Genomic DNA, 12,231 nt, shown 5'->3' with positions numbered 1-12,231 from the left:
GATAACCTCGCTCGGAAGTCCCCTGTCAGACCACGGTGAGGGGCAGCAGCTTCTTGCCGGTCGGGCCGATCTGGATCTCGGTCCCCATCGTGGGGCAGACGCCGCAGTCGTAGCAGGGCGTCCAGCGGCAGTCCTCGACCTCGACGTCGCTGTTGGCGTCCTGCCAGTCCTGCCAGAGCCACTCTCGGTCCAGGCCCGCGTCCAGGTGGTCCCACGGGAGCACCTCGTGCTCCTCGCGCTCGCGGGTGGTGTACCACTCGACGTCCACGGGCTCGCCGGCCAGCGCCTTCTCGGCCGCGCGCATCCAGCGCTCGTAGGAGAAGTGCTCGCTCCAGCCGTCGAACCGGCCGCCGTCCTCCCAGACCGCCCGAAGGACCCGGCCCACGCGGCGGTCGCCGCGCGAGAGCAGCCCCTCGACGATGGACGGCTTGCCGTCGTGGTAGCGGTAACCGATGGCCCGGCCGTATTCCTTGTCGCCGCGCAGCGCGTCGCGCAGCTCACGCAGCCGGCGGTCGACCGTCTCGTGGTCGCACTGGGCGGCCCACTGGAACGGCGTGTGCGGCTTCGGCACGAACCCGCCGATCGACACGGTGCACCGCACGTCCTTGGAGCCGGTGGCATCCCGGCCCGCCTGGATGACCTTCTTGGCCAGGTCGGCGATGCCGAGGACGTCCACGTCCTCCTCGGTGGGAAGGCCGCACATGAAGTACAGCTTCACCTGCCGCCACCCCTGGCTGTAGGCCGTGGTGACGGTGCGGATCAGGTCCTCCTCGGTGACCATCTTGTTGATCACCTTGCGCATCCGCTCGGAGCCGCCCTCCGGAGCGAAGGTCAGCCCGGAGCGCCGGCCGTTGCGGGAGAACTCGTTCGCCAGGTCGATGTTGAACGCGTCCACCCGAGTGGACGGCAGCGACAGCGAGGTGTTGGTGCCCTCGTACCGGTCGGCCAGGCCCTTGGCCACGTCGCCGATCTCGGAGTGGTCGGCGCTGGACAGCGACAGCAGCCCCACCTCGTTGAAGCCCGACTCGCGGATGCCGTTCTCCACCATGTCGCCGATCGTGGTGATCGAACGCTCCCGCACCGGACGGGTGATCATCCCGGCCTGACAGAAGCGGCAGCCACGGGTGCACCCGCGGAAGATCTCCACACTGAACCGCTCGTGGACGGTCTCGGCCAGCGGGACGAGCGGTTTCTTCGGGTAGGGCCACTCGTCGAGGTCCATCACCGTGTGCTTGAAGATCCGCGACGGCACGCCGGGCCGGTTCGGCACGACGCGCATGATGCGCCCGTCGGGGTGGTACTCGACGTCATAGAACTTCGGGACGTAGACGCCTCCCGTGGAGGCGAGGCGCATGAGCACCTCGTCGCGGCCGCCCGGCGACCCCTCCTCCTTCCACTCGCGGATGACCTCGGAGATCGCGATCGCGATCTGCTCTCCGTCACCGAGAACGGCGGCGTCGAGGAAGTCGGCGATGGGCTCGGGGTTGAACGCGGCATGGCCTCCGGCCAGCACGATCGGGTCCTCGTCCGTCCGGTCGACCGCGTCGAGCGGGATGCCCGCCAGGTCGAGCGCGGTCAGCAGGTTGGTGTATCCGAGCTCGGTGGAGAAGGACACCCCGAGGACGTCGAAAGCGCGAACCGGGCGGTGAGCGTCGACGGTGAACTGGGGCACGCCTTCGGACCGCATGAGCGCCTCGAGGTCGGGCCAGACCGCGTACGTCCGCTCGGCCATCGTGTCGGGCAGCTCGTTGAGGATCTCGTAGAGGATCTGCACGCCCTGGTTGGGCAGGCCGATCTCGTAGGCGTCCGGGTACATGAGAGCCCATCGGACGCTCGCCTCGTCCCAGTCCTTGACCGTCGAGTTGAGCTCACCCCCGACGTACTGGATCGGCTTCTGCACCTTGGGCAGCAGCGGCTCCAGGCGAGGAAACAGTGACTCGACAGACATAGGCCCAAGCGTATCCGCTTCAAAAGGCGCTCCAAATCCGTCGTCCACAGCCTGGCCACGGCTACGCCGCGCGCCTGCCGTAACCGCGGATGCGGATGGCCTGCAACATGCCCACGGCCATCATGTTCGCGAACATGGCCGTGCCTCCGTAGGAGACGAAGGGAAGGGGGATGCCCGTGATCGGCATGATCCCGATGGTCATCCCGACGTTGACGAAGCTCTGGAAGGCGAACCAGCAGACGATGCCCCCCGCCACCAGCGCTCCGAACCTGTCGTCGCACTGACGCGCGATGCGTACGGCGCGCAGCAGCACGACGCCGAGCAGGAGGACCACGGTGACCGAGCCGAGGAAGCCGAGCTCCTCTCCCGCGACCGTGAAGATGAAGTCGGTGTGCTGCTCCGGCACGAACCGGCCGGTGGTCTGCCCGCCGTGGAACAGGCCCTTCCCGAAGATCTCGCCCGAACCGATGGCGACGAGCGCCTGCGTGCTGTTGTAGCCGACCCCTCGCGGGTCGCTCGCCGGGTTGATCAAGGCGGTGAATCGCGCCACCTGGTACGGCTTCAGCAACCCCAGGGACCACACCGCTGCCGCCACCGCGCCCCCGAGGAGGAAGAACACCATGATCCAGCGCTTGCGCACCCCCGCCAGCACCAGGGTCCCCCCGGTGGTGACCAGGAGGACCATGGTGGTGCCGAGGTCCGGCTCCAGCATCACCAGCGCGGCGGTGAGCCCCGTGGCGCCGAGGCAGAGGGCCACACTGGCCAGCCTCGGCCGCCCCGTCTTCTCCGCGGGCTTGACGAGGAACCGCGCCAGGATCAGCACGAGCGCCGGCTTGGCCAGCTCGGCCGGCTGTACGGCGAAGCCACCACCGAGCGCGATCCACGAGTGGTGCCCGTTGATCGTCGCTCCCATCGGCGTGATGACCAGCAACAACCCGATGAGCGCCGCGATGAATATCCCGGGGGCGGCGGTCTTCAGCCGGCGGTAGTCAACCATTGCGACCGCGAGGAACAGCGCCAGGCCGATGAGGATGTTGAGCACGTGCTTCTTGGCCATCGCCGTCGGCTGGACGGACATCCAGGTCCGGGTGGACGACCAGACCAGGAGCGTCCCGATGACGGCCAGCGCCGCGATCGCGAGCATCATGAGGCCGTCCATCCGCCGGACCGGCGATCCCTGGCCCACCGCGCGGCTCGCGAACGATCGCCTCCGGAGGGTCGCCTGCTGGATCATCGCGCGACCGTCCCATCCCGCCTGATGACCGGAAGGCGCTCCACGGGGTGACCGGAGGGCAACGCGGCCTTCCGTGCCTTGCCGTTGTCGTCCTTGCCCAGGCCGTAGATGCCCTCCCAGATCTTCCTCGCCGCCGGGGCGGCGGTCTCCGCGCCGAAACCGCCCTGCGACACCATGACCACGGTCACGAATCGCGGGTTCTCGGCCGGAGCGAAGGAGGCGAACCAGGAGGTGTCCCGCTTACCCCACACCTCGGCGGTACCGGTCTTGCCGCCGATCCGCACCTCGTTCATCGGGAAGCCTCTGAACGCGCCGGCCGCGGTGCCGTCCGACGTCACCTCGCTCAGCGCCTTGCGGATGTAGTCGCGGGTCTCCTTGTTGATCGGCAGCTTCCCGACGACCGGCACCTTGATCTCCTTGTCCAGCGTGCCGTCGGGGCGGTACAGCGCCCAGCCGACCCGCGGGCTGCGGACCTTGCCGTCTCCGACGAGCGCGGCGTACGCCCTGGCGAGCTGGAGCGGGGTGACGAGCACGTCGCCCTGACCGATGGAGAAGTTGGCCGCTTCGTACGCGTGGAAGATGTCGCCCTCGAGGCAGTTCTCGTTGGCGAGCCGCTTGGCGAACGCCGCTCGTCCCTCATCCTTGATCTCGGGGAAGCCGGTCTTCGCCCGCCGGCAGTTCTCGTCCTTGGTGGCCTTCCACAGGTTCAACTTCCAGGAGCGGTCGGGGATGAGGCCCGGGGACTCGCCCGGCAGATCGATGCCCGTCCGCTTGCCGAACCCGTAGGCGCGGGCCATGTTCGGCATCGGCTCCTTGACCTTGCCCTTCGGCTTGTTGCCGCCGTCGCGCAGCCACTCCTCGTACCCGGCCCGGTAGAAGACCGTGTCGCACGACTTCACCAGCGCGGTGTGCAGCGAGATGGCGCCCAGGCTCATGCCTCCGGCGTTGCCGAACGCGCGGCCGGCGACGTTGTACGAACTCGGGCACTCATACGTCCCGTGCAGCGGCGATCCGTCCGCGACCATCGCCGAAACCGAGGAGATCTTGAAGGTCGATCCCGGAGCGAAGGTGCCGTTGGTCACCCGCGACACCAGCGGCTTGCCGGACTTCTTCGACAGCAGGTGCTGATAGTCGCGCTCGGCGATGCCCCCGACCCACACGGCCGGGTCGTACGTCGGCATGCTGGCCATCGCGACGACCCGGCCGGTCTTGACGTCGAGCACCACGGCCGCGCCTCCGTCGGACCCCACGCTCTTCACCGCGTCGGACAGCGCCTTCTCGACGATGCCCTGGACCCGCGTGTCGATGCTGGTGACCAGCGTGTCTCCGGTCACCGGCGAGCGCTGCTGGTCGACCGCGAGCTGCTTGCCCATCCGGTCCACCTGGACGCGCCGCAGACCCGCCTGGCCCCGCAGGTCGGCGTCGTACACGGCCTCCAGGCCGTCGCGGCCGACCAGGTCGACGCCGGAGAAACTGGCCTTGAGGCCCTCGCGCTTCTCCAGTTCGCTCTGGGTGACCGGCTGGAGGTACCCGAGAACCTGGGCCGCGTCCTTCCCTCCGGGGTAGTCGCGGATCGCCTGGATCTCCGCCGTGACGCCGGGGAAGTCCTCCTGCCGTTCCACGATCTGCAGCGCCTGCCGCTGCGGAACCCGGGTCGCCACCGGGATCGGCTGGTACGGCGAGCCCGGCCAGCACGGCCGCGACACCCCCGGGCCGCAGGCGCGGATCTGCTGCTTGAGCTTCTCCGGCGACACGCCGAGCACCTTGCTCAGCCGGGCCAGCACGGCGGTGCCTCCGTCGGGCAGCCGCTCCAACGTGGTCCGATCAACGGAGACCACCAGGCTGGTGCTGTTGCGCACCAGCGGCCGGCCCGTGGCGTCGAGGATCTGCCCGCGCAACGCCGGCACCACCACGTCACGGGTACGGGTCTCGGTCGCGACCGCCACGAACTCCCTCCCGCGTACCACCTGGACCTGCCAGAGCCGTACGACAAGGATCACGATCAAGGAAACGACCACGATCTGAAGGACGATCAACCGCGTGTGCATCCTGGTCATGCGGCCCCCTCGCTCATATCCGCCTCCAGCTCGGCACCAGTACGGGCTGCCGCCCCCGCTCGCGGTGCAGCCGCCGCACCGCCCACAACACGACCGGGGCGGCGACCAGGTTGCACAGCGCCACCCACGGCCACACGGTTCGGATGTAGGTCCAGCCGACGCCGTCGTCCGTGACCAGGCCCCCCACCGCGACCGTGAAGGCCGGGGCGAGCACCGCGCACAGAACGCCGGCGACCAGCGGCACGTGCTCGCCCAGCTTCCCCGCCACGAAGCCGACGACGCACATGACCAGGGTGTACTGGCCGAGCACGTCCCCCGCGGGCGGCAGAATGTCGATGGCGAGACCGGCGAAGAACCCGATGACGGCGCCGTCGAGCGGGCCCCTGATCACGGCCAGAGCGATCACGACCAGCAGGACCAGGTCGGGAACCACCATGACGGGCAACCGGTTCAGGATCGTCACCTGCACGACCAGGGCGACGAAGACGAGAAACGCGGCGAGCAGGTTACGCGCCATGCCGATCAGTCCCTCTCCTCGGCCTGCCCCGGTGTGTCCGCCCGACGCGGAGCCGCGCCGCCGTCCGGCCCGCCGGCCCGGTCCGGCCCGCCGGCCCGGTCCGGCCGGGCCGCCCGGTCATGCTGGGCGGCCTGGCCCAGCTCCTGGACGGCCCCGGACGCGTCCCTGGCGTCCCCCTGCCGCTTCTCACGATCCTTGGACTTGCCCTTGTGATCCTTGGCCTGGTCCTTCTTGCCGGGGTTGGCCTTGGCCGGCTGATCGGGCAGGACCGCGTCACGCGGGTCGCGATCGGGCGCCCGCACCACCACGCCCACGACGTCGAGCGAGGCGAAGTTCGCGTACGGCCGCGCGTAGGCGGTCCGGGTGAGCTCGCCCGGCGTCACCACGACCCGCTCGATCTCGCCGATCGGCACACCCGGCACGTACGGCGTGCCGTTCTGGGAGCCGAAGGAGACGATCCGCCGGCCCTTCTTCAACGGCACGGTGGAGTCGAGCAAGCGCAGCCGGATCAGGTCGCCGTACTTGCCATTGCCGCCGAGGCCGTTGACGACGCCGAGCTCGTTGCCGCCCTCCAGGCGGGCGCCCGCCGCGGAGCCGGGATCGGTGAGGAGGATGACGGTCGAGGTGCTCGGCCCCGTTCGGACCACCCTCCCCACCAGGCCGTCACCGTTCAGGACGGTCATGTCCCGGCGCACGCCGTCCCGAGAGCCGACGTCGATCTCCACGTTGTCCTCCAGGCCGGCGGTGTGCCGGCGCGCGATCACCTGCGCCGGGACGACCCGGTAGCGGCCGAGGCCGGAGAGCCCGAGCATCCGGTCGAGCTCCTTGGACCTGCCCTTGTCCAATTCGGCGGCGGCAAGCCTGCTCCTGAGCTGAGCGTTCTCCTTTCTCAGCCCGTCGATGCGCTGCTGGGCGCCGGGGGCGCCGGTCAGCATCGAGAAGAACCTCGAGACCGGCGCCGTCACCTTCGTGCTCGCCTGCTCGGCCGTGCCGAACACCGAGGACGCGATCTGCCTCAGCGGCCCCGCGACCGACGAGTCGCCACCGCGATGCCCGACGGTGATCAGCACCAGAGCCGCAGCAAGGAGGATTCCGAGGATCAGACGGGTGCGGCGGGAGTTTCTCATCACGCCCCCTTAGTGACGGGGTTCCGGCACCAAGACCTGCTGGAGCGCTTCGAAGTCCTCCACGCATCTGCCTGACCCGAGTGCCACCGAGTCGAGGGCGTTGTCCACGAGGTGCACCGGCATGCCGGTCTCGTCCCGTAGCCGCTCCTCCATGCCCTTGAGCAGGGCGCCGCCACCGGTGAGCGCGATCCCCCGGTCCATGAGATCGCCCGACAGCTCCGGCGGGCACTGGTCGAGGGTGGTCTTCACCGCGTCGACGATCGCGTTGACCTGCTCGGCGGTCGCCCGGCGAATCTCCTGCGCCGAGATCACGACGGTCTTGGGGAGCCCCGTGACGAGATCCCGGCCGCGGATCTCCGCGTGGATCTCCTCGTGGTCGTCGTACGCCGAGCCGATGGCGATCTTCACTTCCTCGGCGGTCCGGTCGCCGAGCATCAGGGAGTATTCCTTCTTGGCGAAGCTCACGACCGCCCGGTCGAGCTCGTCGCCGCCGACCCTGATCGACTGGCAGGTGACGATGCCGCCCATCGAGATGATCGCGACCTCGGTGGTGCCGCCGCCGATGTCCACCACCATGTTGCCGGTCGGCTCGTGGACCGGAAGCCCGGCCCCGATCGCCGCCGCCATGGGCTCCTCGACGATGTAGACCCGGCGGGCTCCCGCCTGGTAACCGGCTTCCTTGACGGCCCGCTGCTCGACACCGGTGATGCCGCTGGGCACCGCGACGATGATCCGCGGCTTCGCGAACCGCTGGCGCTTGTGGACCCGCTGGATGAAGTACCTCAGCATGCGTTCGGTGATGTCGAAGTCGGCGATCACCCCGTCACGCAGGGGACGTACGGCGATGATGTTGCCGGGTGTTCGCCCGATCATCCGTTTCGCCTCGATCCCCACCGCGACGATCTTGCCGGTGGAGTTGTTGAGTGCTACGACGGACGGCTCGTTCAGAACGATGCCGCGCCCTCGGACGTAGATGAGAGTGTTCGCCGTGCCGAGGTCAACCGCCATGTCACGGCCCAGGAATGCCAGCTTGCTCCCCATGCTGAAGAAGGCCTTTCAGGTGGTTTGCGGGATAACGCATCGCACTCGAATCGTAACTTGTTGTACCCAACGCCCGGCACATGGAGACCTTCAGCTACCTGGAAAATCTTCTGGCTCACGACCATCTAAAGCGTCACTACCAGGGAAAACACGAGAGGCCCCGGTTTGAGCCGGGGCCTCTCCTGTGGTCTGAGCGCTCAGAAGCGGTCAGGGAAGAAGATCTTGATCTCGCGGGCGGCGGACTCGGGCGAGTCGGACCCGTGGACGACGTTCTCGCCGATCTCCAGGGCGTGGTCGCCGCGGATCGTTCCGGGGGCCGACTTCACCGGGTCGGTCAGACCGGCCAGCGCGCGGAACGCCTCGACGGCCCGCGGACCTTCCGCCACAAGCGCGACAAGCGGCGCGGACGTGATGAACTCCACCAGCTCACCGAAGAACGGGCGCTCGGCGTGCTCGGCGTAGTGCGTCTTGGCGGTCTCGGCGTCAAGCGTGCGCAGGTCCATCGCCACGATCTTGAGGCCCTTGCGCTCGATGCGGCCGATGACGTCACCGATGAGGCCACGACGGACACCGTCCGGCTTGATCAGGACCAGCGTGCGCTCCGACACGAGAATCTCCTCTGTTGTGATCTTCAGCCGTTCTCGATGACGGCCGGGAAAGGCGGCTCTCCGCAGCAGAGCGTGCTCATGGCCGCGCTCGCTCGGGTGCTCCGTGCATCCCGCAGCTTACCGGTCTGAGAAGGTTTCCCCGTTATCCCCGGTCTCCTCCTCCGGAGAAGGGGTGGGCGACGGGACCAGCACGGCCCGGCCCCGGCGTGAGGGGACGGGCTCCCGCCGCCCCAGCCAGGACGCGATCACGATGATGCCCACGACCGCGAACCCGCCCACCAGGGCCCACGTCCACAGCGCGTCGACGAACGCCTGCGCGATCAGCTCCGGCTTCGTCGGGTCGCCGGACCGCGCCACATCCTGCAGGTGGGTGAGCTGGACACCCGTCCCGAGCAGGAAACCCGCGAGTACGGCGGGGAAGCACAGGGACAGGCCGAGCAGCGCCGTACCGATCCGCACCGGGCGCAGCGCGGCGACCAGCGCGACGGCGGAGCCCCCGGCGAGCAGCGCGAACGGCACCACGAGTAGCAGGCCGTCCGAGGTCGGCGCGATCAGCCTGATCGCGGACAGACCGGCCACCACCGCGACCAGACCGGCCCCGACGAACTTCCCGGCCCGCTCCTCCGCCACGGCACCGACAAGGTATGCGGCGGCCAGTGCGACGACGGCGGCGAGTGTGAAGGGCAGCCACAGCCCGGAGAGCCCCGGCCCTCCACGGACCCCGCCCATCTCCACGTACGTCGTCTGGGCCGCGGTCGGCAGGACCACCAGGCCGACGGCGACGCCGGTGAAGGCGAGCGTCCTTCCGCCGGGCCCCTCGAACGCGGCGACCGCGCCCAGACCCAGCATCGCCACCACCGCGACCGCCGCCGCGGCGATGACGAGGACCGGCGGCCAGTCGAACGTCGTCCCGACGGCCAGTACGGCGATGCCCGCCGCGGGGACGGCGGCCAGCCCCAGCCGGCTCCGCTCCGACGCCGACGTCCCCTCGGCGTCACTCTCCGCCCGGTCCGCGTCGGCGCCGTCCCTGGACACGATCCAGAGCACCAGGTACACCGCGGCGAGCGCCAGCGCGACACCGGTGAGCAGCGGATAGGGCTGGAGGGTGACCTGCCAGGCGGTCGCCTTGGCCAGCGGCCACAACGCGAGCGCCTGCGCCCCGGCCAGGCTCGCGGCGAGCGTTCCCGCCCACAGAGGCAGCAGGAACCTGCGTCGCGGACGCTCCCACACGGCCACGAGGGTCGCGGGCAGCAGCAGGCCCGCGCCGACGCCGTGCAGGACGCGCAACACGCCGACCATGACGGCCGACCCCGCGTACCCGCCCGCAGCGTCCGCCGCGGCGAGCAAGGTGAGCCCCACGACCAGGATCGGCGCGGAACGGAACCGCCGTACCGCGACCGACGCGAGCGGCACGGTCAACAGCATGACCGGCAGCGCCAAGCCGTGCGCCCGCGTCATGGCGATCTGCGAGGCGTCCGGCGGCAGCAGCGCGGCCACGACGGAGATGGTGTTCGGGATGGCGACGATCGCCAGCGGCAACGCGACCGCGACGAGGAGCCCGACCACAAGGTCGAGCATCAGGGGAACGCGTACGGCTCGAACCGGCACGGCGGCCCGGGCCTGGGGAATCGGGGGGACGGCCATGGTGGCCGACTTTAGCGCTTCGTCGCTCCTTCGACACGGCGAGCGACGAATATCGCTGTTATCCACAAGGCCGCGAAGATCACGCCCAGGACGAACATCGTCGTGACCAGGAACCCGGTGGCGATCGCCAGAAGTTGCACGACGCTGCCCATGATGTAGCCGGCGGGCCGCTTCAGCATGCCCGCGGCCAGCACGCACAACACCGCCAGGCCGATGCCCACGGTCACGGCCACCGTGGTGTCGACGTGCGCCACCGCGATCGCGACCGGGGTGAACAGCGCGACGACGATCGCCTCCATCCCGAGCACGCTGGCGCCCAGCCGGCGCATCCCCGGGGTCACCTCGAACCTGCCCTCGCCGCGTCCGCCGCTCATCGCTCCGCCTCGGGTCATCGCCTCGCTCTGGCTCATCGGTCCGCCTTGAGAAGGACACGGGCGTCGCCGACCGTCACGACGGACCCGGTGATCAGCACACCTGAGCCGAACTCGTCACCCTGGTCCGCCAGACCGATCGCCACGTCGATGGCGTCGTCCAGCCGCGCCACCTCCTGGACCCGGTCCGCCCCGAAGACGCTCTCCGCCCTCGCCGCGAGATCCTCCGGCGACATGGATCGCGGTGAGGTATTCCTCGTCACCACGACCTCCTCGACGATGGGTTCGAGGAGCTCCAGGATCGTGTCGACGTCCTTGTCCGCCATCACCGCCACCACGGCGATGAGCCTGGTGAAGCCGAACGACTCCGAGATCGCCTCGACCGTCGCCTCCATGCCCCCGGGGTTGTGCGCCGCGTCGAGGACCACCGTCGGCCCGCGCCGCACCACCTCCAGCCGGCCCGGGCTGGTCACCTGGGCGAACGCCTGCCGCACGAGCTCGTCGCCGAGCGGATCCTCACCCGCGGTCAGCGTCTCCACCGCGGCCAGCGCGCTCGCCGCGTTGCTCGCCTGGTGCGCGCCGTACAGAGGGAGGAAGACCTCCTCGTACACGCCCTTCAGACCCTTCAACTGCAGAAGCTGGCCGCCCATGGCGAGCTCACGATGCAGGACGCCGAACTCCAGCCCCTCGCGTGCGACCGTCGCGCCCACCTCCACGGCGCGGCGCATCAGCACCTCCGCCGCCGGGAGCGGCTGCTGCGAGAGTATGGTCGTCGCCTTGGCCTTGATGATCCCGGCCTTCTCGCCCGCGATCGTCGGGATGTCCGGACCGAGATAGTCGGTGTGGTCGAGCGAGATCGGCGTGATCACCGAGACCGTACCGTCGGCCACGTTGGTCGCGTCCCAGGTGCCGCCCATGCCGGTCTCGATCACCGCGACGTCGACCGGCGTGTCCGCGAAAGCGGCGAACCCCATGGCGGTGAGGACTTCGAAGAAGCTGAGCTTCCCGACCTTCGCGTCGATCATCTCAAGGTACGGCGCGATGTCCTCGTAGACCTCCGTGAACCGCTCCTCCGAGAGGGGCACGCCGTCGACGCTGATGCGCTCACGCATGGAGGTCAGGTGAGGGCTGGTGAACCGGCCGACCCGAAGGTTGCGCTCCCGGAGCAGCGCCTCGATCATGCGCGCGGTGCTCGTCTTGCCGTTGGTCCCGGCAACATGCACAACCGGGTACGCCTTGTGAGGGTCACCGAGCAGCTCCACCAAGGCTGTGATCCGGTCGAGCGTCGGCTCGAATTCCCACTCGACTCCCCTGCGCATGATGGCCTGTTCGACCTCTCGATACTCCACGCATCAACCTTACTGTCAGCCCTCTCAGCCCCGGATCGCCACCGTCCCGGACGCCGCAGGCCGCGAGGGCCTGTATGGGGTTTCCTCATGTGCGCTGGGCTGGCTCACGTTCTTCAACGCGATGCTGGGATCCGAAGGGGGCGCAGTGCTGAGGCCCACAGATTCTGGCCATGTCTGGGGTCACAGGAGCTGCGGTGGATGAGCCTCCTAGGCGCTCCGCGAGGCTATGCCCGTCCACGGTGGGCATGGCTGAGGCCCGTAGGCGGTACGCATGGCTAAGGTCCGAAGGCGGTACGCGAGGCTATGCCCGTCCACGGTGGGCATGGCTGAGGCCC

General features: G+C 69.4%; 10 protein-coding genes. All 10 read right to left on the bottom strand.

From position 1 onward, the window contains the following. Nucleotides 1-25: 25 nt before the first annotated feature. Nucleotides 26-1,948, bottom strand: coding sequence for a TIGR03960 family B12-binding radical SAM protein (locus AWQ68_RS21720; RefSeq protein WP_066943042.1), 1,923 nt, complete (start codon nucleotides 1,946-1,948; stop codon nucleotides 26-28). 61 nt (nucleotides 1,949-2,009) lie between these two features. Next, nucleotides 2,010-3,182, bottom strand: a complete 1,173-nt coding sequence (gene rodA / locus AWQ68_RS21715; RefSeq protein WP_066943040.1) for a rod shape-determining protein RodA — start codon at nucleotides 3,180-3,182, stop codon at nucleotides 2,010-2,012. Continuing rightward, the gene (mrdA, locus tag AWQ68_RS21710) at nucleotides 3,179-5,239 is read right to left on the bottom strand and encodes a penicillin-binding protein 2 (RefSeq protein WP_066943038.1); all 2,061 of its coding nucleotides are present in this window, start codon (nucleotides 5,237-5,239) and stop codon (nucleotides 3,179-3,181) included. The genes rodA and mrdA overlap by 4 nt, the downstream gene beginning before the upstream one ends. Before the next feature lie 13 nt (nucleotides 5,240-5,252). Then, the gene (gene mreD / locus AWQ68_RS21705; RefSeq protein ID WP_084464267.1) at nucleotides 5,253-5,756 is read right to left on the bottom strand and encodes a rod shape-determining protein MreD; all 504 of its coding nucleotides are present in this window, start codon (nucleotides 5,754-5,756) and stop codon (nucleotides 5,253-5,255) included. 5 nt (nucleotides 5,757-5,761) lie between these two features. Next, nucleotides 5,762-6,883 (bottom strand): rod shape-determining protein MreC, encoded by a 1,122-nt coding sequence (gene mreC / locus AWQ68_RS21700; RefSeq protein WP_084464266.1) that lies wholly within the window; start codon nucleotides 6,881-6,883, stop codon nucleotides 5,762-5,764. Nucleotides 6,884-6,892: 9 nt separating this feature from the next. Continuing rightward, nucleotides 6,893-7,924 carry a rod shape-determining protein gene (locus AWQ68_RS21695; protein ID WP_066943032.1) on the bottom strand — a complete coding sequence of 344 codons (1,032 nt, stop codon included), beginning with the start codon at nucleotides 7,922-7,924 and terminating at the stop codon, nucleotides 6,893-6,895. A 197-nt stretch (nucleotides 7,925-8,121) separates the two neighbouring features. Next, on the bottom strand, nucleotides 8,122-8,532 hold the full coding sequence (ndk, locus tag AWQ68_RS21690) for a nucleoside-diphosphate kinase (protein WP_066943030.1): 411 nt from the start codon (nucleotides 8,530-8,532) through the stop codon (nucleotides 8,122-8,124). A 117-nt stretch (nucleotides 8,533-8,649) separates the two neighbouring features. Continuing rightward, a complete protein-coding gene (locus AWQ68_RS21685; protein ID WP_066943028.1) occupies nucleotides 8,650-10,176 on the bottom strand; it encodes a hypothetical protein in 1,527 nt (508 codons plus the stop codon). A gap of 11 nt (nucleotides 10,177-10,187) precedes the next feature. Next, nucleotides 10,188-10,586 carry a DUF4233 domain-containing protein gene (locus AWQ68_RS21680; protein ID WP_245656027.1) on the bottom strand — a complete coding sequence of 133 codons (399 nt, stop codon included), beginning with the start codon at nucleotides 10,584-10,586 and terminating at the stop codon, nucleotides 10,188-10,190. Further along, nucleotides 10,583-11,866, bottom strand: coding sequence for a bifunctional folylpolyglutamate synthase/dihydrofolate synthase (locus AWQ68_RS21675; protein WP_066943296.1), 1,284 nt, complete (start codon nucleotides 11,864-11,866; stop codon nucleotides 10,583-10,585). Before AWQ68_RS21675 ends, AWQ68_RS21680 begins: the two co-directional genes overlap by 4 nt. Between the last annotated feature and the right edge of the window lie 365 nt (nucleotides 11,867-12,231).

It is taken from the genome of Microtetraspora fusca (assembly GCF_001570365.1).
Taxonomy (GTDB): Bacteria; Actinomycetota; Actinomycetes; order Streptosporangiales; family Streptosporangiaceae; genus Microtetraspora; species Microtetraspora fusca.
Note: the sequence above shows the minus strand (reverse complement) of the source record. Positions and strands in the feature narration are given on the sequence as shown.